At 70.2% G+C, this 25817-nt stretch carries 21 protein-coding genes and 1 tRNA gene; 10 read left to right on the top strand and 12 right to left on the bottom strand.

What is annotated here, in order from left to right:
- Positions 1-561: 561 nt before the first annotated feature.
- Together serS and CP970_RS21710 are read left to right on the top strand one after the other, a co-directional pair.
- Entirely contained in the window at positions 562-1839 is a 1278-nt protein-coding gene (serS, locus tag CP970_RS21715; RefSeq protein ID WP_055552282.1) for a serine--tRNA ligase, read from the top strand.
- Positions 1836-2660: an HAD family hydrolase gene (locus CP970_RS21710; protein ID WP_055552280.1), complete on the top strand. Its 825-nt coding sequence runs from the start codon at positions 1836-1838 to the stop codon at positions 2658-2660. The genes serS and CP970_RS21710 overlap by 4 nt, the downstream gene beginning before the upstream one ends.
- 100 nt (positions 2661-2760) lie before the next feature.
- Here the strand turns inward: CP970_RS21710 and CP970_RS21705 are convergent.
- The 6 genes from CP970_RS21705 to CP970_RS21680 form a co-directional block, all read right to left on the bottom strand.
- Positions 2761-2848: transfer RNA gene (locus CP970_RS21705), tRNA-Ser, on the bottom strand.
- A 269-nt stretch (positions 2849-3117) separates the two neighbouring features.
- A complete protein-coding gene (locus tag CP970_RS21700; protein ID WP_055552279.1) occupies positions 3118-3333 on the bottom strand; it encodes an SGM_3592 family protein in 216 nt (71 codons plus the stop codon).
- A gap of 81 nt (positions 3334-3414) precedes the next feature.
- The gene (locus CP970_RS21695) at positions 3415-4134 is read right to left on the bottom strand and encodes an ABC transporter permease (protein ID WP_055552278.1); all 720 of its coding nucleotides are present in this window, start codon (positions 4132-4134) and stop codon (positions 3415-3417) included.
- Between the two features lie 12 nt (positions 4135-4146).
- Complete coding sequence (locus tag CP970_RS21690) at positions 4147-5058, bottom strand: ABC transporter ATP-binding protein (protein WP_055552276.1); 912 nt, start codon at positions 5056-5058, stop codon at positions 4147-4149.
- On the bottom strand, positions 5058-5939 hold the full coding sequence (locus CP970_RS21685; RefSeq protein ID WP_055552273.1) for an ABC-2 transporter permease: 882 nt from the start codon (positions 5937-5939) through the stop codon (positions 5058-5060). Before CP970_RS21685 ends, CP970_RS21690 begins: the two co-directional genes overlap by 1 nt.
- Positions 5936-6952, bottom strand: coding sequence for an ABC transporter ATP-binding protein (locus CP970_RS21680; RefSeq protein WP_055552271.1), 1017 nt, complete (start codon positions 6950-6952; stop codon positions 5936-5938). The genes CP970_RS21685 and CP970_RS21680 overlap by 4 nt, the downstream gene beginning before the upstream one ends.
- A 270-nt stretch (positions 6953-7222) precedes the next feature.
- Here CP970_RS21680 and CP970_RS21675 point away from each other — a divergent pair, with 270 nt between their 5' ends.
- From CP970_RS21675 to CP970_RS21640, 8 genes are all read left to right on the top strand, one after another.
- The gene (locus CP970_RS21675; protein WP_055552269.1) at positions 7223-8074 is read left to right on the top strand and encodes a M24 family metallopeptidase; all 852 of its coding nucleotides are present in this window, start codon (positions 7223-7225) and stop codon (positions 8072-8074) included.
- Positions 8071-9879, top strand: a complete 1809-nt coding sequence (locus CP970_RS21670; RefSeq protein ID WP_055552267.1) for an SDR family oxidoreductase — start codon at positions 8071-8073, stop codon at positions 9877-9879. Before CP970_RS21675 ends, CP970_RS21670 begins: the two co-directional genes overlap by 4 nt.
- Entirely contained in the window at positions 9876-10808 is a 933-nt protein-coding gene (locus CP970_RS21665) for a metal-dependent hydrolase (protein WP_055552264.1), read from the top strand. Before CP970_RS21670 ends, CP970_RS21665 begins: the two co-directional genes overlap by 4 nt.
- A 27-nt stretch (positions 10809-10835) precedes the next feature.
- A complete protein-coding gene (locus CP970_RS21660) occupies positions 10836-11774 on the top strand; it encodes a MerR family transcriptional regulator (RefSeq protein WP_191094940.1) in 939 nt (312 codons plus the stop codon).
- Between the two features lie 255 nt (positions 11775-12029).
- The gene (locus CP970_RS21655) at positions 12030-12635 is read left to right on the top strand and encodes an RNA 2'-phosphotransferase (RefSeq protein ID WP_079043808.1); all 606 of its coding nucleotides are present in this window, start codon (positions 12030-12032) and stop codon (positions 12633-12635) included.
- Between the two features lie 18 nt (positions 12636-12653).
- Complete coding sequence (locus tag CP970_RS21650; RefSeq protein WP_224058587.1) at positions 12654-13115, top strand: hypothetical protein; 462 nt, start codon at positions 12654-12656, stop codon at positions 13113-13115.
- 35 nt (positions 13116-13150) lie between these two features.
- The gene (locus CP970_RS21645; RefSeq protein ID WP_055552283.1) at positions 13151-14074 is read left to right on the top strand and encodes an LLM class flavin-dependent oxidoreductase; all 924 of its coding nucleotides are present in this window, start codon (positions 13151-13153) and stop codon (positions 14072-14074) included.
- Between the two features lie 61 nt (positions 14075-14135).
- Positions 14136-15077, top strand: coding sequence for a Cof-type HAD-IIB family hydrolase (locus tag CP970_RS21640; protein WP_055552258.1), 942 nt, complete (start codon positions 14136-14138; stop codon positions 15075-15077).
- On the opposite strand, the gene CP970_RS21635 is transcribed toward CP970_RS21640, so the two are convergent.
- The 6 genes from CP970_RS21635 to hisC form a co-directional block, all read right to left on the bottom strand.
- The gene (locus CP970_RS21635; protein WP_055552256.1) at positions 15074-16126 is read right to left on the bottom strand and encodes a M23 family metallopeptidase; all 1053 of its coding nucleotides are present in this window, start codon (positions 16124-16126) and stop codon (positions 15074-15076) included. The genes CP970_RS21640 and CP970_RS21635 overlap by 4 nt on opposite strands.
- Before the next feature lie 170 nt (positions 16127-16296).
- Positions 16297-18033, bottom strand: a complete 1737-nt coding sequence (locus CP970_RS21630) for a GAF domain-containing sensor histidine kinase (RefSeq protein ID WP_055552253.1) — start codon at positions 18031-18033, stop codon at positions 16297-16299.
- Between the two features lie 87 nt (positions 18034-18120).
- The gene (gene cydD, locus CP970_RS21625; RefSeq protein ID WP_150493737.1) at positions 18121-21660 is read right to left on the bottom strand and encodes a thiol reductant ABC exporter subunit CydD; all 3540 of its coding nucleotides are present in this window, start codon (positions 21658-21660) and stop codon (positions 18121-18123) included.
- 36 nt (positions 21661-21696) lie between these two features.
- A complete protein-coding gene (gene cydB, locus CP970_RS21620; RefSeq protein ID WP_055551266.1) occupies positions 21697-22701 on the bottom strand; it encodes a cytochrome d ubiquinol oxidase subunit II in 1005 nt (334 codons plus the stop codon).
- Positions 22702-22720: 19 nt separating this feature from the next.
- The gene (locus CP970_RS21615) at positions 22721-24265 is read right to left on the bottom strand and encodes a cytochrome ubiquinol oxidase subunit I (RefSeq protein ID WP_055551268.1); all 1545 of its coding nucleotides are present in this window, start codon (positions 24263-24265) and stop codon (positions 22721-22723) included.
- 254 nt (positions 24266-24519) lie between these two features.
- Positions 24520-25599 (bottom strand): histidinol-phosphate transaminase, encoded by a 1080-nt coding sequence (hisC, locus tag CP970_RS21610; protein ID WP_055551270.1) that lies wholly within the window; start codon positions 25597-25599, stop codon positions 24520-24522.
- Positions 25600-25817: the final 218 nt, after the last annotated feature.

Genomic DNA, 25817 nt, shown 5'->3' with positions numbered 1-25817 from the left:
GGTGTGCGTCTCGACCTGGGGACAAGTCGACAACGAAGCACGACATGGTCGACAAATCTGCCTACAGGGCCCAACTCCATCCACAGTCTCGTACGTCACCCCTCGTCCACTCTTTTCCATTGATCAACTCTTTGGAGCGAACCATTTCCACTCGAAAGTGGGGATGAGCGTGGTTTGGGAAAGGAATCCTTCGTCACGCATGCGGCTTTCGGAATGACTACTTCCGGCATCCACAGATCTTTCGCACACCCTGTGGATAACTCTTCGGAGGGCTACATTCCTGTGGACAACAGGAGTGCACCGGCACTCCAAGTCCCGCCTCCCGCAAGGGGTTCAGGTCAAGGCGGCGAGGGCACTCTGCCCCATTTCGGGGATTGGCACCTTTTTCATTGACCGGCCGTCGACACATGCGAGACGGAGCTTTTCCGGCCGAATCGATGCCGGATCGATCATGATTACGCACCCCTCGAACCGGGAATTCATTTCCTAGCAAACCGGGCATAACGTACACAATGGAATATCGAGTCGTGGGCCGGAACCGCTCGACGGTAGCCTTGAGGGGTGATTGACCTTCGCCTGCTCCGTGAGGACCCCGACCGTGTTCGCGCCTCCCAGCGCGCCCGTGGAGAGGACGTCGAGCTCGTCGACGCCCTGCTCTCCGCCGACGAGCGGCGCAGGTCGTCCGGCGTCCGCTTCGACGAGCTGCGCTCCGAGCAGAAGTCGCTCGGCAAGCTCATCCCCAAGGCCACGCCCGAGGAGCGCGCCGAGCTCCTGACGAGGGCCGAGCAGCTCAAGGTCGACGTGAAGTCCGCCGAGGCGGCTCAGAACGAGGCCGACGAGGAGACCAAGAGCCTCCTGCTGAAGCTCGGCAACATCGTCCACGCGGACGTCCCCGTAGGCGGCGAGGAGGACTTCGTCGTCCTCGACACCATCGGCACCCCGCGCGACTTCGCGGCCGAGGGCTTCGAGCCGAAGGACCACCTGGAGCTCGGCGAGGCGCTCGGCGCCATCGACGTCGAGCGCGGCGCGAAGGTCTCCGGCTCGCGCTTCTACTACCTCACCGGCGTCGGCGCGCTCCTGGAGCTCGCCCTGGTGAACGCGGCGATCGCGCAGGCGACGGAGGCCGGGTTCGTCCCGATGCTGACGCCCGCCCTGGTCCGCCCGCGCGCCATGGAGGGCACCGGCTTCCTCGGCCAGGCCGCGGACAACGTGTACCACCTGGAGAAGGACGACTACTACCTGGTCGGCACCTCCGAGGTGGCCCTCGCCGGGTACCACATGGACGAGATCATCGACGCCGACAAGCTGCCCCTGCGGTACGCCGGTTTCTCGCCCTGCTTCCGCCGCGAGGCGGGCACGTACGGCAAGGACACCCGCGGCATCTTCCGCGTGCACCAGTTCGACAAGGTCGAGATGTTCTCGTACGTCGACCCGGCCGACGCGGAGAACGAGCACCAGCGCCTCCTGGAGTGGGAGAAGCAGTGGCTGACCGGCCTCGGCCTGCCCTTCCAGGTGATCGACGTCGCCACCGGTGACCTCGGCTCCTCGGCCTCGCGCAAGTTCGACTGCGAGGCGTGGATCCCCACCCAGGGCAAGTACCGCGAGCTGACCTCGGCCTCGAACTGCGACGGCTTCCAGGCCCGCCGCCTCTCCGTGCGCATGCGCGAGGGCAAGAAGATCCAGCCCCTCGCGACGCTGAACGGCACGCTGTGCGCCGTCCCGCGCACCATCGTGGCCATCCTGGAGAATCACCAGCAGGCCGACGGCTCCGTGGTGGTGCCCGAGGTGCTGCGTCCTTACCTCGGGGGACGAGAGATTTTGGAGCCCATCGCCAAGTGAGCCACCCAGCTCCGGTCACGCCCTCCTTCCCGTACAAGCTGGTCGCGACCGACCTCGACGGGACGCTGCTGCGCCCCGACGACACGGTTTCGGAACGGACGCGCGAGGCGCTCACCGCGGTCACCGCGGCGGGCGCCGCGCACATCATCGTCACCGGCCGTGCGGTGCCCTGGACCCGTCACATCCTCGACGACCTCGGCTACGAGGGCATAGCGGTGTGCGGGCAGGGCGCGCAGGTCTACCACGCGGGGGAGCGCCGGCTGCTGACGTCGGTGACGCTCGACCGGCAGCTGGCGGGCCTCGCGCTGGCCAAGATCGAGGCGGAGATCGGCCCCCTGGCACTCGCCGCGAGCCGCGACGGCATCGACGGCGAGGTCCTGGTCGGCCCCGGGTACGGGGTCCAGGAGGGCCCGCTCCCGGTGATCCCCTTCACGGACATCGCCGATCTGTGGGCGGCCCCGCTGAACAAGGTGTACGTCCAGCACCCCGGCCTCGGCGACGACGCCCTCGCGGACGTGGCCCGTCAGGTGGCGGGCGACCTGGTCGGCGTCACGATGGCGGGCGAGGGCATCGTCGAGCTCCTGCCCCTCGGCCTCTCCAAGGCCACGGGCCTCTCCCTGGCGGCCCGCCGCCTGGGCGCGAAGGCCGCGGACACGATCGCCTTCGGCGACATGCCCAACGACATCCCGATGTTCGCCTGGTCGGCCCACGGCGTAGCCATGGCCAACGCCCATGAGGAACTCAAGGCGATCGCCGACGAGGTGACCACGTCGAACGAGGCGGACGGCATCGCGGTGGTGCTGGAGCGGTTGCTGGCGTAACAGCCCGTCCGGCGTTTGAGGACGAACTCGGCGGAGCCGGTGACGACACCGGCCCCGGACCCGAGCACCACGACCCGCTCAAGCCCAGTGCAACGCTACGCGGAGGATGCGCGGATCGAACGCGCGCGGGGCTGTCGACCCCGACGACGGCTTAGCAAGCCGCTGCCTTACCACTCGGCCAATCCTCCGGGTGGGCGGCCCGCGCAGAACGGTCTCTGCGCGCTCGAAGCGGCCGCCCCGGGCAGCTCCCCCGTGAGCGGGGCTCCACGGAGTGAGTAACTACTCCGGCGCCTGCCGCGGGCTGCCCTGGTGGGAACTCGACGGACTCGTCCTGACGGACACGTCGGCTCCTCTCCCAGCAGGTGAGCGCCAATTCCTGGCGCGGTGACGTCAACTACTCTGCCCGCAACGCGAGTTCACCGCCACCGAATAAATCCGCCCCGGCGCCGCCGCGACGCTAGCGCCGACGCCACTTCCTCCGGCGTGACCTGCTGAAGAACCATCCCGCGGGCGGCTCGTCGGAGCGCCACGGCTGCGGCTCGGGCGCCCCGCGCGCCCGCCACCGCTCGGCGAGCATGCGGGCCCGCGCCGACGGCTCCTCCGCCGCCGCGGACCGCACGAAGTCCTCGTCCAGGACGACGTCGTCCCAGTCCTCCTCCGATGCCCTCGCCATCGCGGCACCTCCTCGGAAACAGCGCACCCTCCCACCAGTGTCCTGATGGGAGGGTGAAAGCACCGTCAAGACGGGCGCGGGCTACTCCTCCCCGGCCAGCTTCAGCGTCCGCAGCTTCTGTCCCGCGTACCAGGTCGTGACGACCGTGACCACGACCAGCAGGATCGTCGCGGCGGGCAGGCCGACGTCCGAGGTGATCAGATCGCCCTCGCCGACCTTCTGGGCCACCGCGAGGGACCACTGCTGCACGCTGAGGGTGCGCGCCCCGGCGACCAGGGAGCCGAAGAGGGCCTCCCAGACCAGGGCGTAGACGAGCCCGAAGACCACGGCGTGCCGGGTGACGGTGCCGAGCAGCAGGAAGATCGCCGCGTAGGTGATCGAGGCGACCAGCGACGCGATGGTGTACGCGATGGCGATCTGCTGTCCGTTGCCGTTCAGGATCATTCCGGCGATGAACGTCGGGATCGCGGAGAACGCCATGGTGACGGCGATGGCGACGATCAGCTTGGTGAAGATGATCGTGGGCCGCTTGATCGGCTTGGAGAGCAGGTAGACGACGGATCCGTCGTCGATCTCCGGGCCGATCGCGCCCGTGCCCGCGATGACGCCGATGATCGGCACCATCGTGGCGAGCGCGAATCCGCCCAGGACGTCGACGGCCACTTGGTCGTCGGCGCCGCTGAAGCCGCGGACGGCGGCGGAGATCACGATGAGCAGGACGGGCAGGGCGCAGAGGATCAGAGCCCGGCGGCGGCCGAGCAGGGCCCGGTAGGTGAGCCGGGCGACAGTGGGGTCGTACACGATGGCTCCCTTTCAGGCCGCGACGAGATAGGAGAAGACCGACTCGAGGGACTCGTCCGAGGGCGAGACCGTCAGGAGCCGGATGCCGTGCTCACGGGCGACCCGTGGCAACAGCGTGGTGAACCGGCCGAAGTCGACCGCCTGAATGCGCAACGCGCCCTCCTTGAGGTCGACTTCGATGCCGGCCGTAGACGGATCGGCGATCAGCGCGGCGGCCAGGGCGCGGTCGTCGCTGGAACGGATCAGGTAGCGGTGCGGGCGGTCGGTCATCAGGCGGCGGATCTTGCGGAAGTCACCGCTCGCCGCGTGCCGCCCGGCGACGATCACCTCGATGTGCGAGGCGAGTTGCTCGACCTCTTCGAGGATGTGCGAGGAGAACAGGACCGTGCGGCCCTGGTCGCCCATGTTCCGCAGGAGGTCCATCAGCTGCATGCGCTGGCGCGGGTCCATGCCGTTGAAGGGCTCGTCGAGCAGCAGCACGGACGGCTCGTGGACCAGGGCGGAGGCCATCTTCACGCGCTGGCGCATGCCCTTGGAGTACGTCGAGATCTTGCGGTCCTGCGCGTACTCCATCTCGACCGTGGCGAGCGCCTTCTTGGCGGCCCGCTCGTCGAGGCCGTGCAACTCGGCGTTGGCGACGACGAATTCGCGGCCCGTGAGGAAGTCGTACATCGCCTCGCGCTCGGGGACGATGCCGATGTCCTTGTAGATCTGCTCGTTGCGCCAGATCGGCTTGCCGTCGAGCGTGACGCTGCCCGTGGAGGGGGCGAGGAAGCCGCCCATCATGTTGATGAGGGTGGACTTGCCCGCGCCGTTGGGACCGAGGAGTCCCGTGACTCCCGGGCCGATGTTCATGGTGATGTCGTTGACCGCCACCACGTTTCCGAACCAGCGCGATGTGTGGTCGATGTTGATCATCGTCATCAGAGGCCGACCTTCCGGTAGCGGCGCATCATGGCGCCGTAGCAGCCCGCGATGAGGCCGAGAACGACGAGTGCGTAGATGACGCCGACGCCCGTGGACGGCCCTTCCCCGCCGGGGAAGGCCGAGGTCGCGCCGAGGAAGGCGGTCTGCACGCCGTCGATGAGGGTGATCGGCGAGAAGAGTCCGAGCCAGGCGATGGCGCCGGTGCTGCCCTGGTCGAAGGCGATCGCCTGGACCGTGGACACCGCTCCGTAGGTGATGGTCAGGACCGCGATGACGGCGGCGATGCCGAAGCCGCGCCGGGGGGTGATCGCCGAGATGACGAGCGCGATGCCGCCGAAGAGGAGCGAAAGGAGCGCCACGGAGACGAGTCCTTGGGCGAATCCCTTGGTCTGGTCGGCGAAGTCGAGCTTGGCGAGCAGCGCTCCTACGTAGAGCACGAGCAACGGGGCCGCCGTGAGGATGAAGAGGGCCGAGCTCATCGCGGCGAACTTCGCCTGGACGTAGTCGCCGCGCTCGATGGGCCGGGAGAAGTAGAGCGGCACCGTCTTGAAGCGCAGGTCACGTGACACGGTCTGTGGCGCCTGCGCGGCCAGGAAGAGGCCGATGACGGCCTGCATGACGATCGCGTAGCGCGTGTAGTCCACGGGGAGGCTGTTGGCCTTGGTGGCCACGGCGACCGCGACCATGATCGCGGCGGGCACGCACATCACCGCGAAGAGGACCATGGGCAGGACCTTGGACTTGGCGGAGCGCCCGAGGCCGTACGCGCCGCGCAGGCTCTGGGAGAAGAGCGAGCGGCGGGCGTAGGCGCGGCCGAGGCGGGGGCCTTCGTAGTTGCGGTACCCGATGTTGTGGATCTGGGTGGATTCCGTGCTCATCGCTCGCCTCCTTCCTGCTGTGCGGTGGCCGCGGTGGCTGCGGTGGCTGCCCAGGCGGCCGCGCGCTCGGAGACGGGCTCCTGCCGCGGCTCTTCCTTGAAGACCTCCGCGATGTGGTGCCTGCGCTGTTCCATCCGGACCAGGCCGATGTCGAGGTCGGCGACGAGGTCGCGCACGAGGTCGTAGGTCTCCTCGCCCTCGGCGGTGAGCAGGATCGTGTGTCCCGCGCCGGGCAGCTCGCCGCCGGCCTCCGTGTCGATGCCGCGGCCCTGGAGCGCGTCGCGCAGCGCGCGGGTGCCGTCGGGGTGGGCGTCGGTGTCGGTGACCTCGACGGCGAGCGTCGTGGTGGTCTGGGTGAAGTCGGTGGTGGAGCTGGACCGCAGGAGCTTGCCGCCGTCGACGACGACGACGTGGTCACAGGTGCGCTCCAGCTCGCCGAGGAGGTGCGAGGTGACGAGGACCGAGATGCCGAAGTCGGTGTGGACGCGGCGGATCAGGCCGAGCATCTCGTCGCGCCCGACCGGGTCGAGGCCGTTCGTCGGCTCGTCGAGGAAGACCAGCTGGGGGTCGTGCACCAGGGCCTGCGCGAGCTTCACGCGCTGCTTCATGCCCGTCGAGTAGCCGCCGATGGGGCGGTACCTCTCCTCGTAGAGACCCACGTGCCGCAAGGTGTCCGCGGTGCGTTCGCGGGCCGCGGTGGGCGGGAGTCCGGACATGCGCGCCATGTGGACGACGAACTCGGTGGCCGAGACGTCGGGCGGCAGGCAGTCGTGCTCGGGCATGTATCCGACGCGTTCGCGGATCTCGCCGCCACTGGTGGCGACGTCGAGGCCGAGCACGGACGCGCGGCCCTCCGTGGCGGGGGACAGACCCAGCAGGATCTTGATCAGTGTGGACTTGCCGGCTCCATTGGCTCCGACGAGTCCGGTCACACCGGGCCCGATGTCCATGGAGAGCCGGTCAAGCGCGGTCACCCTCGGGAACCGCTTGCTCAGGCTTTCGGTCGCGATCACAGTCACGCTTCGAAGGTAGTGGCGCAGAGCACACCAGTCGTCAGACCACGGGCTTGCCCTGACCTCACTCTGGAGTATTACGGGCCCGTAAGGGTCGTCCGGAAGTCGACCCTTGGGGGTTCTTCCGGACCTGTCCCGCAGGGTTGGGCAGAGCTATTGACGTAGCCGCCGGTCATTGTCACATTCATCAGTGTCAAGTTACGAGCGCGTACAGCGATGGACCGGACAGAGGCCTGGCACGCACGGGCCGGACACGGGACGGACGGTGGCATGACCTCAGCAGTTGCAGGCGAACTCTCCGCGGAGCTGCGGGGGTTCAGGGAAGTGCAGACCCTCGCGTACGCATGCGCGGAAGCGGTCGCCGCCCAGCTCAAGCCGGGTGTGACGGAGCGCGATGCGGCGCGGATGCAGCGCGACTGGCTGCGCGAGCGCGGTGTGCGGGACTGGTTCCACCTGCCCTTCGCCTGGTTCGGGGACCGCACGGCGTTCGTGAACTTCCGGATCCCCCTGCAGTTCTTCCCGACGAACCGGAAGCTGGAGCCGGGGATGCCCTTCATCCTCGACATGGCCCCGGTCTACAAGGGGTTCACCGCCGACATCGGCTACTCGGGCTGCCTTGGTCTCAATCCCGTGCACGACAAGCTCCTCGCCGACCTGGAGGCGCACCGCGAGCTGATCCTGCGCGAGGTGCGCGAGCGCCGCCCGCTGCGCGAGATATACGAGGACGTGGACCGCCTCATGGTCCGCCAGGGCTATGCCAACCGCCACCGCGCCTACCCCTTCGGCGTCATCGCGCACAAGGTCGACCGGGTCAAGGAGCGCCGCCTGACGCCGCACCTCTTCGGGTTCGGCACGCAGTCGCTGAAGGGCCTGGCGAGCGACGCGATCCACGGCCACCGGGACGGCTGGTCCCCGCTGTGGTCCCCCTACAAGTTCTCCGACCACCCGCCCCGCCAGGGGCTCTGGGCGGTCGAGCCGCACCTCGGATTCCGGGGTACGGGCGCGAAGTTCGAGGAGATCCTGGTCGTCACCGACTCCAAGGACCCCGAACAGAGCGCGTTCTGGCTGGACGACGACCTGCCGCACGTGCGGCGCTGGGCTGAGGAGAGGGCCGCCGCATGACGACCGCAGACATCCACAAGAGCACCGGCGGCAAGAGCACCGGCGGCATCTGGAAGGACGCTCGCGAGCGCTGGGTGCGCACGGGCGGTGTCGAGCTGTGCGTCGCCGAACTGGGCGACGCGGAGCGGCCCACGGTCCTGCTGGTGCACGGCTATCCGGACTCCAAGGAAGTGTGGACCGAGGTCGCCGAGCGCCTCGCGGACCGATTCCACGTCGTCCTCTACGACGTGCGGGGCCACGGCAGGTCCACGGCCCCGCGGCCGCTGCGCGGCGGCTTCACGCTGGAGAAGCTGACTGATGACTTCATCGCGGTCATCGACGCGGTCAGCCCGGACAGGCCGGTGCACGTGGTCGGGCACGACTGGGGCTCGGTGCAGTCCTGGGAGTTCGTCACGGTCAAGCGCACGGAGGGGCGCATCGCGTCCTTCACCTCCATGTCGGGCCCCTCGCTGGACCACTTCGGGCACTGGATCAAGAAGCGGATGACCCGGCCGACCCCGCGCAAGGTCGGTCAACTCCTCGGCCAGGGCGCCAAGTCCTGGTACGTGTACATGCTGCACACCCCCGTACTGCCCGAGCTCGCCTGGCGCGGCCCGCTCGGCAAGCGGTGGCCGAAGATCCTGGAGCGCGTCGAGAAGGTGCCGTCCGGCGACTACCCGACGTCCTCGCTGCCCCAGGACGCCGCGCACGGTGCCTGGCTCTACCGGGACAACGTCCGCGCGCGGCTGCGCAGGCCCCGCGCCGACGCGTACGCGCACGCGCCCGTGCAGCTCATCACGCCCTCCGGAGACATCTTCCTGTCCGAGCGGCTCTACGACGAGTTGGAGCTGTGGGCCCCGCAGCTGGTCCGCCGCACCCTGCCCGCCAAGCACTGGGTCCCGCGCACCCGGCCCGACCAACTGGCCGCCTGGATAGGCGATTTCGTCACGAGCAACGAGGACGGCATGCCCGCCAAGAACAGTGTGGCCACGGGGAAGCACGCCGACCGGTTCGGCGGTCAGCTCGTCCTGGTCACCGGCGCGGGCAGCGGCATCGGACGGGCCACCGCGTTCGCCTTCGCCGAGGCGGGCGCGCGCGTGGTCGCCGTCGACCGGGACGCGGAGAGCGCGGCCCGCACGGCGGAGATGTCCCGCCTGATAGGCGCCCCCGCCGCCTGGGGCGAGACGGTCGACGTCACCGACGAGCAGGCCATGGAGAAGCTCGCCGAGAAGGTCGCCACGGAGTACGGAGTCGTGGACGTCCTGGTGAACAACGCGGGCATCGGCCTCTCCGGCTCCTTCCTCGACACCAGCGCCGAGGACTGGAAGAAGGTCCTGGACGTCAATCTGTGGGGCGTCATCCACGGCTGCCGCCTCTTCGGCAGGCAGATGGCCGAGCGCGGCCAGGGCGGCCACATCGTCAACACCGCGTCCGCCGCGGCCTATCAGCCCTCCAAGGCGCTGCCCGCCTACAGCACCTCCAAGGCGGCCGTCCTGATGCTCAGCGAGTGCCTGCGCGCGGAGCTCGCGGGCCAGGGCATCGGGGTCTCCGCGATCTGCCCGGGCCTCGTGAACACGAACATCACGGCGACGTCCCGCTTCGTCGGGGTCGACGCCGACGAGGAGAAGCGCCGCCAGAAGAAGTCCTCCCGGCTCTACGGGCTGCGCAACTACCCGCCGGAGAAGGTCGCCGACGCGGTCCTGCGCGCCGTCGTGAAGAACCAGGCGGTGGTCCCGGTCACCCCCGAGGCCCGCGGCGCCCACCTCATGTCCCGCTTCACTCCCAAGGCCCTGCGCGCGATCGCCCGATTGGAGCCACCGTTGTGAGCACGGAGAAGAACGCCGATACGCGCGCCGAGGAGCACTACAGGATCGTGCCGCGCCGGGTCTCGTTCGACTGGGACGAGACGCCGCTGCACTGGATTCCGGACGAGCCGACCGCCACCCACGTCATCAACGTCCTGCACTTGCTTCTCCCCGCGGGGGAGCGGTGGTTCGTGAAGGTCTTCAAGGAAGGCCTTCCGCTGGTCACCGACCCGGTGCTGCTGAAGGACGTCAAGGGCTTCATGGGCCAGGAGGCCACGCACAGCGTGCAGCACGCGCACGTGCTCGACCACCTGGCCGCGCAGCACCTGGACACCGCGGCCTTCACGAAGTACGTCGACTTCCTCTTCGAGAAACTCCTCGGCGAGGAGCCGCCGTTGGGGGCGCCGATTCCGACGCAGGAGTGGCTGCGCTTCCGCCTCTCCGTGGTCGCCGCGATCGAACAGTTCACCGCGGTCCTGGGGAACTGGGTGCTGCACGCCGAGGGCCTGGACCGCGCCGGTGCCGACGAGGTCATGCTCGACCTGCTGCGCTGGCACGGCGCGGAGGAGGTCGAACACCGCGCGGTCGCCTTCGACATGTACCAGCACTGCGGCGGCACGGGCGCGCCCCGGTACGCCCGCCGGATCGCGGGCATGGCGGTCACCGCGCCCGTGATGCTGTACCTGTGGATCTGGGGCACCGCCTATCTGATCCGCCACGACCCCCAACTCGCGGGCCGACTGCGGTACTCACTGGCCGGGCACAACAAGGCGGTCGCCAAGGGCCTGCTGCCCACCTGGCGGGAGCTCGGCACGGCCATACCCCGCTACCTGCGGCGGTCGTACCATCCCTCGCAGGAAGGCTCGCTGCGCAAGGCCGTCGAGTATCTGGCGCAGTCACCCGCGGCACGTGCCGCGGCCGCGGCGGTGGGCCGAGCGGCCATCGCCTAGCACGAGGCAACACGGAGGGCGGGGAGCGTGGAGTACACCGAGCCCACGGAGCGGTTCCGGCTGGAGTACCGGATCGAGGACCTGGCGCACCACAGCGGCGCCACGGTCCGCACGATCCGCGCCTACCAGGACCGCGGGCTGCTCCCCCGCCCGGAGCGGCGCGGCAGGTCCAATGTGTACGGCGACGCGCACCTGGCGCGGCTGCGGCAGATCGCCGACCTGCTCGACCGGGGCTACACCCTGGCCTCCATCAAGGAGCTCCTGGAGGCCTGGGACGCGGGCCGGGGACTCGGCGGCGTGCTCGGCCTCGCCGCCGAGGTCGACGGGCCCTGGACGGACGAGAAGGCCGACCGGATCACCCGCGCCGAGCTCGACGCGGCCTTCGGCGGCACCCCGGACGAGGCGGCCGTCGCCGACGCCGTCGCGCTCGGCGTCCTGGAACCCGTGCAGGGAAGCGACGACGAGTTTCTCGTGCCGAGTCCCCAAGAGCTCGCGGTGGCCGTCGAGTTGTACGCGGCGGGAGTTCCGCTCTCCGCGATCTCGGGGCATTTGCGGGAGTTGCGGGGACAGGTCGAGCACATCGCCTCCCGTTTCCTGGAGTTCACCACCGAGCACGTCTTCGCGCGATATCTCGGCAATCACCCGCCGACAGAGGCGGACGCCGCAGAGGCCGCCTCTCTCGTACGCCGACTGCGGCCCCTCGCACAGCAGACGGTCGATGCCGAACTGGCGCGCGCCATGCGTCTGTTCGCCACCCTGCACCTACGGCGCCACCTCGACCCCGAGCTGCCGCCCGAGCACGCGGATCTGCCGCAGAACGTGGCCCTGCCCGCCGCCACAATGCGGGCCGTGCGGGCTCTGGTTGGTGAGGAGAACACCCCGGCGTTCATCTCCGCAGCTGCCGAACGGGAGGTCCAGGCCCGGACATTGGACGCACTTGCCTCAACTCACCTCAAGAGTGAGTAAATTGGTCAAATAGCCTTAATCGCCTGTGAGTTGTCCACAGAATCGCCAAGTAGCCTGTGGATAACTGGACTTGGCTGTGGATCAAACCTGTGGATTGAAATTGGCGGATGAAAAATGGGCGACCGAAAGTGAACGGAGCCGGAAAGGGAGGAAAGAAGAGAGGAACGAGAGAGACGAGAGGGACGATGCGGAGCGGGCGGCGGCGACGGAAGAAAATCGCGTGCGCGGGAAGCGGATCCCCGGGACGCTGAACGGATGACAGAAAGACCCCCCGCGGGGCACGAACGACAAACCCGGGGCCAAGAACCCGGCGCGCACCACCAGCGCACCGTGAAGGTGTCCAAGTACCTCTCGAAGCACCTGCGCCACCAGCCCGAGCGGATCGGGCTCACGCTCGACGCACACGGCTGGGTGGAGATCGACACGCTCCTCGCCGCGACCGCCGCGCACCGCTTCCCCCTCACCCGGGCCGAGCTCGACCACGTAGTGGAGACCAACGACAAGCAGCGCTTCGCCGTCGAGGGCACCCGGATCCGGGCCAGCCAGGGGCACACCGTCGACATCGACCTCGACCTGCCCGCGGCGACGCCGCCCGCGTACCTCTTCCACGGCACCGTGGCCCGCCTGCTGCCCGCGATCCGCGCCGAGGGGCTGCGCCCGATGAACCGGCACGCCGTGCACCTCTCGCCCGACCGCGGGACCGCGACGCGCGTCGGCGCCCGCCGCGGCCGCCCCGTCGTCCTGTCCGTGGACTCCGGCGCGCTGCACCGGGACGGACACCTGTTCCAGGTCAGCGCCAACGGCGTATGGCTCACCGCCGCCGTACCGCCCGCCTATCTGCGCTTTCCCGGCCCGCACTGAGCGGGCATGATCGGCCGCATGGAGCATCTGCACAGCACCGAGGCCGCCCTCGACGCCCTGCGCGAGCTCGCCCGTGAGTACGACAGGGAGATCGAGGTCACGCACGACATCGGTGCCGACCAGACCTCGCGCCGCGGTGCCGCGGGCATCGGCGTGACCGCCGACCCCGACGGTTCGCTGCCCCACGAGGCGTACGTGGAGTTCGGCGGCTCGCCGCGGATCTCGGTGCGGCTCTACCCCGGCGACGAGTCCGGGGACGCCGACGCGCTGATCACCGTGGAACACGTCGCGTGCCACGACATCCCGCGCGACTCCGTGCCCGCCTTCGTCCGGTCGGTCCTCTCCGGCCTCGCGCACGTCAAGGGCAGGCGCTTCCCGCCCGGCTACCGCTTCGTCGTGCCGCTGCCGGGCGACGAGACGTACAAGGAGTTCATCCCGATGGTCAGCCTGACGCCGTGGCTCAGCTCCAGGGTCCGCTGAGCGGCCGGTCCGCCGACGGACTTACGCTCGGACACATGAACCTGCGCCTGAGCACCGTGATCCTTCCCGTACTCCGCTGGCACGAGGGCGGCAGGGAGCGCTGGCAGCGCGCGGAAGAGCTCGGTTTCCACACCGCGTACACCTATGACCACCTCTCCTGGCGCACCTTCCGCGACGGCCCGTGGTTCGGCGCGGTGCCGACGCTGACCGCCGCCGCGGCCGCCACCGAGCGGATCCGGCTCGGCACGCTCGTCACCTCGCCCAACTTCCGGCACCCGGTGACACTCGCCAAGGAACTGATCACGCTCGACGACGTCTCGAACGGCCGGATCACCCTCGGCATCGGCGCGGGCGGCAACGGCTTCGACGCCACGGCGCTGCGCCCGAGCGACGAGGAGCCCTGGACGCCGCGCGAGCGGGCCGACCGCTTCGGCGAATTCCTGCCGCTCCTGGACCGCCTGCTCTCCGAGGACGTCGTCTCCCACGACGGCACGCACTACTCGGCGAGCGAGGTGCGGAACATCCCCGGCTGCGTCCAGCGCCCCCGGCTGCCCTTCGCGGTGGCCGCCACGGGACCGCGCGGACTGCGGCTCGCCGCCCGCCACGGACAGGCATGGGTGACCACGGGTGACCCGAAGCTCTTCGAGAACGGCACTCCGGAGCAGTCATTTCAAGCCATCCGCGGACAGGCCGACAAGCTCGCCGCGGCCTGCGACGAGATCGGCCGCGACGTCGCCGAACTCGACAAGATCCTGCTCACCGGCTTCACCCCGGACCGCCCGCTCGACTCCTTCGACGCCTTCGTCGACTTCGCGGGCCGCCACGCCGAGCTGGGGTTCAACGAGATCGTCATCCACTGGCCGCTGCCCGGCACATACTTCGGGACGGACGAGAAGGTCTTCGAGCGGATCGCCATGGAGGCTCCGGCCCAGCTGATCAGCGGCTCGACGGGAGCCTGACGGCACTCAGATGTGCGCCCCAGCGCACGGCCGTGCACACGGGTACGGGACAATCCGTGGCGTGACCTCAGCTACCCCTCGGCCCCAGCCCCCGGCCGCCACCGCCCCGGACGCCTTCGCCCCGTCCGGTCCGCGACCGCGGCCCCGGATGATCGCCACGGACCTGGACGGAACGCTGCTGCGCGACGACAAGTCGGTCTCCGACCGCACGGTCGCCGCGCTCGCGGCCGCCGAGGAGGCCGGGATCGAGGTGTTCTTCGTGACCGGCCGCCCGGCCCGCTGGATGAACGTGGTCAGCGACCACGTCCACGGTCACGGCCTCGCCATCTGCGGAAACGGCGCGGCGGTCGTCGATCTGCACGGCGGCCCCGGCGCGCACCGCTTCGTCAAGCTGCGCGAGCTGGAGCGGGAGATCGCCCTCGACGTGGTGCGGCGGCTGCGGGCCGCGGCACCCGGCACGTCCTTCGCGATCGAGCGGACCGGCGGGCTGCACCACGAGGAGACGTACCCCCCGCTGCACATGGAGCCCGCCGAAAGCGTCGCGCCCGCCGAGAAGCTGCTCGCGGCGGACTCCGTAGGGGCGGCCGTCGCGGACCAGCCCGTCCTGAAGGTCCTCGCCCACCACCCCGACCTCGCGCCCGACGAGTTCCTGGTCGTCGCCCGCGCCGCCATCGGCGACCGCGCCACGGTCACCCGCTCCAGCCCGAGCGCCCTCCTGGAGATCAGCGGCCCCGGCGTCTCCAAGGCCAGCACCCTGGAGCTGTGCTGCGCCGAGCGCGGCATCGCGCCCGAGGAAGTCGTCGCCTTCGGAGACATGCCGAACGACATCGAGATGCTCACCTGGGCGGGCACGTCGTACGCGATGGGCAACGCCCACCCGGACGTCATCGCCGCCGCGTCGGGGCGCACGGTCGCCAACAACGAGGACGGCGTCGCGGTCGTCATCGAGCAGATCCTGGCGGACCGGCGGACGGACGGCACGGCGGACCGACGGCAGGGCTAGAGCCTGACGCCCCGCTCGGCCAGCCACGCGCGCGGGTCCACGCCCGAGCCCAGATAGGGCGTGAGCCGCGTCTCGAAGTGCAGATGCGGGCCCGTGGAGTTGCCGGTCGTGCCCGTCTGCCCGATCCACTGCCCGGGGCGCACCCGGTCCCCCTGGTCGACGCCGACGGCCGCGAGATGCGCGTACTGCGTGAAGTAGCCGCCCTTGTGCCGCACCACGATCTCGATCCCGAAGCCCCCGCCGCACGACACGCTCTCCACCCGGCCCGCGCCGACCGCCCGCACGGGCGTGCCGATGCCGACCGCGAAGTCCTGCCCCGTGTGCCGGTGCGCCCAGCGCTCGCCCGCGCTGTCGAAGCCCGCGGAGAGTTCGTACGTCTCCACGGGCGTCACCCACGCGCGCGTGGGACGTGTTCCGGGCTGCTCCAGGCGTACGGCACCCCGGCACTTGCCCGCGGTGACCGACCGGTCGGCCTCGCCCTGAAGGGTCCACCGCGCCGACTCCAGCTTCGCCTCGATGCCGCGCTTCAGGCGCGCGAGGCGTACGTTGCGCCGGTCCAGGGAGCGCTTGGCGCGGTCCGCCCTGCGCTTGGCGACCGCGAGCCTGGCCGCGGCCCGCTGGGTCTTGGCGACGGCGCTGTTCACGGCGAGATCCGCCTGCAGCAGGGCCTGCTTGCCGCGCATCAGGTCGTCGGGGCTGTCGGCCAGGAGCAGCTGGGCGGTGTAGGGCAGGCCGCCACCGGTGCGGTACTGGGCGCTGGCCATCCGGCCCAGGTCGCCGTGGAGCACGGCCACGTGGTGCCGCTCGTCGGCGAGGAGCCGGTCCAGCCTCCGGAGCCTCGTCCGTTGGAGGCCCGCTGCCCGACGGCCCTCTTCGTAGCGTGCGGTCGCGGCGGACGCCTCTTCGTAGAGGCGTGCCACATCGGCGCTCGTGCTCGGGCCCTCGGAGCCGGCGGCGGGCGGCATGAGGCCCAGCAGCGCGCACAGCAGCACCGACACGCTCAGGAGCGGGTGCGGACGGCGGTGGCGGCTCGGGGGGCTCGGGGACATGTCAGGGATCGTTGCCCGACCCGGCGGCATGCTTCCTGCGCGACTCGTGCACTCGGGGGGCACGGTGCCCCGTACGGCCCAGGTGCATACCGCCGAACAGGGGCGTTCCCCAGAAGCCTCAGACAGGGGCGTTCTTCCGGAGCCTCAGACAGGGGCGTTCTCCAGGAGCCTCAGTACGGCGCCTGCCACACCACCGTCGTGCCGCCGCCGTCCTCGCCGATGCCGGGTCCGTACCAACTGTCGCCGCCCAGCGACTCCGCCCGCCTCTTGAGGTTCTTCAGGCCGCTGCGCCTGCCGCCCTCCGCGATGCCCACGCCGTCGTCGGCGACGGTCAGACGCACCCCCTGCTGCCCGTCGGGGAGGATCACGGAGGAGTCGACGACGACGTCGATGCGGGCGGCCTCCGCGTGCCGGAACGCGTTGGACAGCGCTTCCCGCAGGGCCGCGATGAGGTTCTTGCCCGCCAGCTCGCCGACCACGGTGTCGACGGGTCCCACGAAGTGGTGCGAGGGCTTGAAGCCGAGCGGCACGGCGGCCATGTTGATCTCGCGGAGGACCCGCGTGCGCAGCCCCGAGGGGGCCTCGGCCGGTCCCTGCTGGAGGGCGAAGATCGCCGTACGGATCTCCTGGATCGTCACGTCCAGCTCGTCGACGGCCTTGCCGACGCCGATCTGCACCTCCGGCACCACGGACCTGCGCTGGGCGCTCTCCAGCATCATGCCGGTGGCGAAGAGCCGCTGGATGACGAGGTCGTGCAGGTCCCTGGCGATCCGGTCCCGGTCCTCGTAGACCGCGAGCCGCTCCCGGTCCCGCTGCGCGTCGGCCATCATCAGGGCGAGCGCTGCCTGCGAGGCGAACTGCGCGGCCAGCGTCCGCTCAGCCTCGCTGAACGGACGTCCCCCACGCGCGCGTGGCGTCACGAGCGTCCCGAGCACCCGGCCGTCGCTCTGCAGCGGCAGCATCATGACGGGTCCGTAGTGGCGCGCCAGGTCGGTCATGACGCGTGGGTCGGTCGCCGCGTCGTCGATGAAGACGGCCTGCCCTTCGAGCAGTCGGCTGACGATGCGGCTCTCCGGAGGGACGATCATGCCCAGGGCCCCGCCGGGTTCGTCCGAGGAGACGGCGACGATCTCCATGCCGCCCTCCTCGTCGGGGAGCAGCACGATGCCCGCCGCCGAGTCCGCCAGGTGCCTCGCCTGCTCGGCGACGACCGCGAGCGCCTCCTCTGCGTCGCTGCCGGAGAGCAGGGCCGTGGTGACCGCCACGGAGCCGTCGATCCAGCGCTCGCGCTGCTTGGCGGCTTCGTAGAGGCGTGCGTTGCCGATGGCGATGCCCGCCTCCGTCGCGAGGACGCGGACCATGTGCACGTCGTAGTCGTTGAAGTCCGCCCCGCCCCGCTTCTCGGTCAGGTAGAGGTTGCCGAAGATCTCGCCCTGGACGCGGATGGGGACGCCGAGGAAGGTCCGCATCGGCGGGTGGTGGGGCGGGAAGCCGCAGGAGCGCGGGTCGGCGGAGAGATCGGCGAGGCGCAGCGTCCTGGGCTGGTGGATGAGGGCGCCGAGCAGCCCCTTGTGGCCGTCGGGCAGCCGCCCGATCCGCTCGGCCGTCTCGGGATCGATGCCGAAGTAGACGAAGTCGGAGAGCCCTTCGCCGTCTTCGGAGACGACGCCGATCGCCGCGTAGTGGGCGTCCGCCAGCTCGGCCGCGGTCTCGCAGATGCGGTCCAGGGTGGTGTGGAGTTCGAGTCCGGTGCCGACCGATCGCATGGCTTCGAGCAGTTGCGGCACCCGTGAGGTCAGCTCGGGCGAGAGCCCTTGCAGGCTGCGGGTGGCCCGCGTCGCAGCCTCCGCCGAGTCCGGTGTGCCGTCGGGGAACGGAGAGTCGGCGGAGGCCGATGGTGCTGACATGTCTTTGAGCCTAGTAAGTCCTATTTGCAGGGGAAAGTCGAGGCTCTTTCTCCAGCCCTCCAGCGCGCCCCCGGCGGCGCGCGTCCACTAGCGCGCCCCGGCCGTCAGCAGATCCGCCGCCCGCTCCAGCTCCAGCATCCGCCGCAGCGGCCCGTCGAGCGCGGCCAGCTCGTCGTACGTGCCGTGCTGCGCGACCCGTCCCGCGTCGAGGACCAGCACCTCGTCCACCGCGTCGAGCCCGGCGAGCCGGTGCGTGATGAGCAGCGTCGTACGACCCTCGGTCGCGGCGAGGAGGTCGGCGGTGAGCGCGTCGGCGGTCGGCAGGTCCAGGTGCTCGGCGGGCTCGTCGAGGATGAGCACGGGGAAGTCCGCGAGCAGCGCGCGGGCCAGGGCGAGACGCTGGCGCTGGCCTCCGGAGAGGCGCGCCCCGTGCTCCCCGACGAGCGTGTCGAGGCCGTCGGGTAGCGAGTCGGCCCAGTCGTCGAGGCGCGCGCGGACCAGGGCGTCGTGGAGCTCCGCGTCGGTGGCGTCCCGCTTGGCGAGGAGCAGGTTCTCGCGCACCGAGCTGTCGAAGATGTGCGCGTCCTGCGCGCACAGCCCGACGAGCCCGCGCACGGTGTCGCCGTCCAGCGCTGCCGCGTCCGTGCCGCCGAGCGTGTACGTCCCTTCGTACGACCCGAGGAACCGCAGCAGCACCTGGGCGAGCGTCGTCTTGCCGGACCCCGAGGGGCCGACCACGGCGATCCGCCGCCCCCGCTCCAGCGTGAGGTCCACCCCCGCGAGGGCGGGCGCGTCGGCGTCCTGCCCCTCGTAGCGGGCGCACAGTCCCTCGACCCGCAGCGGGAAGGGCGTCGTGGGCGCCTGTGCGGGCTCGGCTGGCTCGGGGACGGGCACGGGAGCGTCGAGGACCTCGTAGACGCGCTCAGCGCTCTTCCTGACCCGCTGGCGGTACTGCACGGCGAGCGGCAGACCCGCCACCGCCTCGAAGGCGGCGAGCGGCGTGAGGACGACGACGGCCAGGGTGATGCCGCCGAGCCGTCCGTCGTGCACGGCCTGCACGCCGACGAGCGCGGCGGCGGCGACCGTGAGGCCGGTGACCAGGGCGCCGAGCCCGTCACCGAGTGCCGTCGCGGTGGCGCCCCTGGAGGCGATCCGGGTCAGCGCGGCGTCGGACTCCCGCGCCTTGGCCGTACGCCGCCCCAGCGCACCGGCGACGGTCAGCTCCGCGGTGCCGGTGAGCAGGTCGGCGACGCGGGTGGCCAGCGCCCCGCGCGCGGGGGCGAGGCGCCGCTCCGCGCGCCGGGCCACGGCGCCGCTCACCAGCGGCACGCCGACGCCCGCGAGGAGCAGGCCCGCGGCGAGCACGGCGCCCGCCTCGGGCAGCAGCCAGGCGGTGAAGCCGACGGCGCCCGCGCTCACGACGGCCGCGGCGGACGCGGGCAGCAGCCAGCGCAGCCAGTAGTCCTGCAGCGCGTCCACGTCGGCCACCAGACGGGAGAGGAGGTCACCGCGCCGGGTGCCCCGCAGACCCGCCGGAGCGAGCCGTTCCAGGCGCCGGTAGACGGCGACGCGGGTGTCGGCGAGCATCCGCAGCACGGCGTCGTGGGACACGAGGCGCTCGGCGTACCGGAAGACGGCACGGCCGATCCCGAAGGCGCGGGTCGCCGTCACGGCGATCATCAGGTACATCACGGGCGGCTGTTCCGACGCCCTGGAGATCAGCCACCCGGAGGTGGCCATGAGCCCCACGGCACTGCCGAGCGCGAGGGCCCCGAGCAGCAACGCCAGCGCCAACTGCCCGCGCCGCGCCCGCGCGGCGTGCCTGACGCGGGCCAGGACCCCGCCCTTGGAGCTGGCATCCTCCGGCAGCGCTACAGGCCCGGCGTCCTGCCCGTTGTGGGCAATCGTGCCGCTGGGCGAGTGGGGCCTCCCCTGCTCGAGCGAAGCCGAGAGCTTGGGGAAGGGTGGGCACAACCCCCGCTGCCGAGCACCCTCCACGGAGGCATCTAGCCGGACCACCCGATCGGCGACAGCCAACAGCGCGGGCCGATGCACGACCAGCAGCACGGTCCTGCCGACAGCCAACCGCCGGACGGCTTCCACCACTTCCGCCTCGGTCCCACCGTCAAGCGCCGCGGTCGGCTCGTCGAGCAGCACCACGGGCCGGTCCGCCAGGAACGCCCGCGCCAGCGCGAGCCGTTGACGCTGCCCGGCGGAGAGCCCGGCCCCGTCCTCACCGAGCACGGTGTCGGCCCCGGCGGGCAGGGCGTCGACGAAGGACAGCGCCCCGGCCGAGCGCAGCGCCTCCCGCAGTTGGGCGTCGGACGCCTCCGGCCGTGCGAGCCGTACGTTCTCCGCGATGGTTCCCGCGAAGAGGTGCGGCCGCTGCGGCACCCAGGCGATCCGCTCCCGCCACCGCTCCGGAGAGACATCGGCGAGGTCGACGTCCCCGACACGGACGCGTCCGCCGTCAGGTCGCACGAAGCCCAACAGCACGTTCACCAGGGTCGTCTTGCCCACTCCGCTGGGCCCCACGAGCGCCACCGTCTCGCCGGATCCGACCTCGAAGGAGACGTCCGACACGGCGTCCGCCGACCGGCCCGGGTAGCGGACGGTCACGCCGTCGAAGGCGATGGCACCGGTGGGCGCGGGCCCCGTCCCCGCGGTCGGTGCCGGGGTCTCCAGGACCTCGAAGATCTCCTCGGCGGCCGAGAGCCCCTCCGCCGCCGCGTGGTACTGCGCACCGACCTGGCGCAGCGGCAGATACGCCTCGGGCGCCAGGACGAGGACCACGAGGCCGTCGTAGAGGTCCATCTCGCCGTGTACGAGCCGCATGCCGATGGTGACCGCGACCAGGGCGACCGAGATCGTGGCCAGCAGTTCCAGGGCGAAGGACGACAGGAAGGCGATGCGCAGCGTCCGCATCGTCGCCTGCCGGTACTCGCCGGTGATCTTGCGGATGGACTCGGCCTGCGCCTTGGCGCGGCCGAACACCTTCAGGGTGGGCAGCCCGGCCACCACGTCCAGGAAGTGCCCCGACAGGCGGGAGAGGAGCCGCCATTGACGGTCCATCCGGTTCTGTGTGGCCCAGCCGATCAGGATCATGAAGACCGGGATCAGCGGCAGCGTCACGACGATGATCGCCGCCGACACCCAGTCCTCGGTGACGATGCGGGCGAGCACCGCCACCGGCACCACCACCGCGAGGCCCAACTGCGGCAGGTAGCGCGAGAAGTAGTCGTCGAGCGCGTCCACTCCCCGCGTCGCGAGCGAGATCAGCGACCCGGTCCGCTGCCCGGTCAGCCACCCGGGACCGAGCTCCCCCGCACGCTCCAGCAGCCGTCCCCGCAGCTCCGACTTGACCGCCGCGCTCGCCCGGTGTGCGGCGAGCTCGGTCAGCCAGGAGACCAGACCCCGTCCGGCGGCGACCACGGCGAGCAGCACCAAAGGAGTGCCCAAGTCGCCTACGGAGTGGCCCTTTTGGAACGCGCCCACCACGATCTCGGCGATGAGCATCGCCTGTCCGATGACCAGGCCCGCTCCGACGAGCCCCAGAACCACCACCGCGACCAGGAAGAAGCGAGTGGCGCGGGCGTACCGAAGCAGGCGCGGGTCGATCGGTTTCACGTGAAACACACCCTCCGACGGGCTCGATGAACGAACTCAGTGCGCGGCGTCGGCGATGTGCTGCGTGCCGATCCGCTTGCGGAACACCCAGTACGTCCACGACTGGTAGAGCAGCACCACAGGCGTCGCGACGCCGGCGCACCAGGTCATGATCTTCAAGGTGTACGGACTGGACGAGGCGTTGGTGACCGTGAGGCTCCACTCCTCGTTCAGCGACGACGGCATGACGTTCGGGAAGAGCGTCAGGAAGAGCATCGCGACGGCCGCCGCGATGGTGATCCCCGACAGCGCGAACGACCAGCCCTCGCGCCCGATCTTGATCGCCGCGATGGCTCCGACCAGCGCGACGACCGCCACGATCATCGCGATCAGGCTCTTGCCGTCGCCCTTGTCCGCCTGGGTCCAGATCAGGAACCCGAGGGCGAGGACGGCCGTGACGAGCCCCAGGCCGAGCGCCATCTTCCGCGCCCGCACCCGGATGTCGCCCACCGTCTTGAGCGAGGCGAAGACCGCGCCGTGGAAGGTGAACAGCGTCAGGGTGACCAGGCCGCCGAGGATCGCGTACGGGTTGAGCAGGTCCCAGAAGTTGCCCACGTACTCCTTGTGGGCGTCGATCTTCACGCCGCGCACGATGTTGCCGAAGGCCACACCCCACAGCAGCGCCGGGATCAGCGAGGTCCAGAAGATCGCGTGTTCCCAGTTGGTCTGCCAGCGCTCCTCGGGCCGCTTGGCCCGGTACTCGAAGGCGACACCGCGCACGATCAGACAGATCAGGATGATCAGCAGCGGCAGATAGAACCCGGAGAAGAGCGTGGCGTACCACTCGGGGAAGGCGGCGAAGGTCGCGCCGCCCGCCGTGAGCAGCCACACCTCGTTGCCGTCCCAGACGGGACCGATCGTGTTGATGAGGACCCGCTTCTCGACCCGGTTCCGGGCGAGCAGCTTGGTCAGTACGCCGATCCCGAAATCGAAGCCCTCCAGGAAGAAGTAGCCGATCCACAGGACGGCGATCAGTACGAACCAGACGTCGTGAAGTTCCATGTCCTAGTCGCTCCTTCCTTCAGTACGAGAAGGCCATGGGCCGGTCGGCATCGTCGTCGGAGTCGGAGTCGGAGCCCTTGCCGGCTCCCGGTCCGCCGATCTTGGTGGGCGGGTTGAGGTCCGCCTCGGTCAGCTCGGGCGGCCCCTTCTTGATGTACTTGAGGAGGAGCTTCACCTCGATCACGGCGAGGATCGCGTAGATGAGCGTGAACGCGATCAGTGAGGTGAGCACCTCGCCCTGCGAGACCCCTGGTGAGACCGCGTCCTCGGTGCGCAGCACCCCGTAGACCACCCAGGGCTGCCGCCCCGTCTCGGTGAAGATCCAGCCCCAGGCGGTGCCGATGAGGGGGAAGATCAGCGTCCACTGGGAGAGCCGCCACCACCACTTGCCGAGCTTCGGCGTCAGCTCCCGCTTCTTGGTGAGCATGAGCTTGGGTACGTCGTCCGCGCCGGTGCGGTGCTCCGGAGCGAGCCAGAACTTCTTCCGCGTCAGCCAGAGACCGGCGGTGCACAGGACCATCGAGACCCCGCCGAAGCCGATCATCCAGCGGTACGACCAGTAGGCGGTGGGGATGTTCGGCCGGTAGTCACCGGGCCCGAACTTCTCCTGCGCCTCCTTGTTGAGGTCGTTGATGCCGGGGATCTCGGCGTTGAAGTTGTTCTTGGCGAGGAAGGACAGTATTCCGGGGATCTCGATGGCGACGTCGTTGTGGCCCTTGGAGACGTCGCCGTACGCGAAGAGCGAGAACGGCGCGGGCTTCTCGGTCTCCCACAGCGCCTCGGCCGCCGACATCTTCATCGGCTGCTGCTCGTACATGACCTTGCCGAGGGTGTCGGCGCTGATCACGGTGAGCAGGGTGCCGACGAACGCGGTGACCAGGCCGAGCCGCATCGACATCCGCATGGTGCGGACGTGCTGCTTCTTGCGCAGGTGGAAGATGGCGATGCCGGTCATGAAGGCGCCGCCGACCAGGATGGCCGCCGAGATGACGTGGGCGAAGTTGACGATGGTCGTCTCTTGGAAGAGCACCTTCGCGAAGTCGGTGAGCTCCGCGCGCTTGGTGCCGTCCCGCTCCACGATCTTGTAGCCGACCGGGTGCTGCATGAAGGCGTTGGCGGCGATGATGAAGTACGCCGACAGGACCGTGCCGATGGAGACGATCCAGATCGTCGCGCAGTGCAGCTTCTTCGGGAGCTTGTCCCAGCCGAAGATCCACAGCCCGATGAAGGTCGACTCGAAGAAGAAGGCGATCAGCGCCTCGAAGGCGAGCGGCGCTCCGAAGATGTCGCCGACGAAGCGCGAGTAGTCGGACCAGTTCATGCCGAACTGGAACTCCTGGACGATGCCGGTGACGACACCCATCGCGATGTTGATCAGGAACAGCTTGCCCCAGAACTTGGTGGCTCTGAGGTAGTGCTCCTTGCCGGTCCGCACCCACGCCGTCTCGAGGATCGCCGTGAGAGCGGCGAGCGAGATCGTCAAGGGCACGAACAGGAAGTGGTAGACGGTCGTGATGCCGAACTGCCATCGCGCCAGGGTCTCCGGCGCTAGAGCCAGGTCCACTGCGTCTTCTCCTTACTCGCCGTGGGTCGTAGCGGCAGTTTGCCCCTTTTATCCCACTGATCTCCGGAGGAACCGGGACACGCTTGTGAACGCGTTCACATTCACAAGCATTATGTCGTACTGATTGTCGGCTCCCGAAGGGGGGTCCCCCCTTACCGTCGGAAACGCGCCATCCGGCGCCGTCCCCGTGGCCGGAACGCGGGAAGGCCCCCGGAGGACTACCTCCGGGGGCCTTCCCGAGAACGTCGACGCGGCTAGAGCTCCTTGCGGAACGCCTCCGCCGCCTGGAGGAAGATGTCGTTGGCCTCGGTCTCCCCGATCGTGGCCCGCATCCCCTCGCCCGCGAACGGCCGTACGACCACACCGGCCTGCTCGCACGCCGCGGCGAAGTCCGTCGTACGGTCCCCGAGCCGCAGCCACACGAAGTTCGCCTGCGTCTCGGGCACCGTCCAGCCCTGTCCGCGCAGCGCCTCGACCACGCGCGTGCGCTCGGCGACCAACGAGCCGACCCGGCCCATCAGTTCGTCCTCCGCGCGCAGCGACGCCACCGCCGCGTCCTGGGCGAGCTGGCTCACGCCGAAGGGCACCGCCGTCTTGCGCAGCGCGGCGGCCACCGGCTCGTGGGCGACCGCGAAGCCGACGCGCAGGCCCGCGAGCCCGTACGCCTTGGAGAAGGTGCGCAGCACGCAGACGTTGGGGCGGTCGCGGTAGATCTCGATGCCGTCCGGCACCTCGGGGTCACGGATGAACTCGCGGTACGCCTCGTCGAGCACCACCAGGACATCGCTCGGCACCCGGTCGAGGAACCGCTCGAGCTCGGCCCTGCGGACCACCGTGCCGGTCGGGTTGTTCGGGTTGCAGACGAAGATCAGACGGGTCCGCTCCGTGATGGCGTCGGCCATCGCGTCCAGGTCGTGCACCTCGCCGTCCGTCAGCGGGACACGGACCGACGTCGCGCCGCTGACCTGCGTGATGATCGGGTACGCCTCGAAGGAGCGCCACGCGTAGATGACCTCGTCGCCGGGGCCCGAGGTGGCCTGGAGCAGCTGCTGCGCGACGCCGACCGAACCGGTGCCGGTGGCGATGTGCGAGACGGGCACCCCGAAGCGGTCGGCCAGCTCGGCCATCAGGCCCGTGCACGCCATGTCGGGGTAGCGGTTGAAGGACCCGGCCGCGGCGAGCGCGCTCTCCATGACACCGGCGAGCGGCGGATAGGGGTTCTCGTTGGAGGACAGTTTGTACGCCACCGGTCCGTCGGCCGCGGCGGGCTTGCCCGGCTTGTAGGTGGGCACACCCTCCAGCTCGGCGCGCAGCCTCGGGCTCGTCTCGCTCACCGCAGTCCTCCTCGTACCAGTACCGGCTCAGTTCGAATACTGCTCACCTTATGAGGATTCCGCGCCGCTGCGAATGGGCCCAGAAGATCAGCTTGCGACAGCGCACTCCGAGGGGGAGCGCCCCGCTTTCTTCCACGCGCCGGTGGCTCACTCCGTGGCGCGCATCCCTCGTGAAGGTGAGTTGAGACCTCTTCGAGACCTCGCGCATTTGGCAGGCC

Source organism: Streptomyces kanamyceticus, assembly GCF_008704495.1.
Taxonomy (GTDB): domain Bacteria; phylum Actinomycetota; class Actinomycetes; order Streptomycetales; family Streptomycetaceae; genus Streptomyces; species Streptomyces kanamyceticus.
This window is presented reverse-complemented; position numbering and strand designations above follow the sequence as displayed.

What these genes read in the sequence shown, in the direction of transcription:
- CP970_RS21700 (WP_055552279.1), bottom strand. Translation starts at nt 3,333, where the DNA reads ATGGCGAGGGCATCGGAGGAGGACTGGGACGACGTCGTCCTGGACGAG.
- CP970_RS21690 (WP_055552276.1), bottom strand. Translation starts at nt 5,058, where the DNA reads ATGACGATGATCAACATCGACCACACATCGCGCTGGTTCGGAAACGTG.
- CP970_RS21685 (WP_055552273.1), bottom strand. Translation starts at nt 5,939, where the DNA reads ATGAGCACGGAATCCACCCAGATCCACAACATCGGGTACCGCAACTAC.
- CP970_RS21675 (WP_055552269.1), top strand. Translation starts at nt 7,223, where the DNA reads ATGACCTCAGCAGTTGCAGGCGAACTCTCCGCGGAGCTGCGGGGGTTC.
- CP970_RS21670 (WP_055552267.1), top strand. Translation starts at nt 8,071, where the DNA reads ATGACGACCGCAGACATCCACAAGAGCACCGGCGGCAAGAGCACCGGC.
- CP970_RS21655 (WP_079043808.1), top strand. Translation starts at nt 12,030, where the DNA reads ATGACAGAAAGACCCCCCGCGGGGCACGAACGACAAACCCGGGGCCAA.
- CP970_RS21650 (WP_224058587.1), top strand. Translation starts at nt 12,654, where the DNA reads ATGGAGCATCTGCACAGCACCGAGGCCGCCCTCGACGCCCTGCGCGAG.
- CP970_RS21645 (WP_055552283.1), top strand. Translation starts at nt 13,151, where the DNA reads ATGAACCTGCGCCTGAGCACCGTGATCCTTCCCGTACTCCGCTGGCAC.
- CP970_RS21635 (WP_055552256.1), bottom strand. Translation starts at nt 16,126, where the DNA reads ATGTCCCCGAGCCCCCCGAGCCGCCACCGCCGTCCGCACCCGCTCCTG.
- CP970_RS21630 (WP_055552253.1), bottom strand. Translation starts at nt 18,033, where the DNA reads ATGTCAGCACCATCGGCCTCCGCCGACTCTCCGTTCCCCGACGGCACA.
- cydB (WP_055551266.1), bottom strand. Translation starts at nt 22,701, where the DNA reads ATGGAACTTCACGACGTCTGGTTCGTACTGATCGCCGTCCTGTGGATC.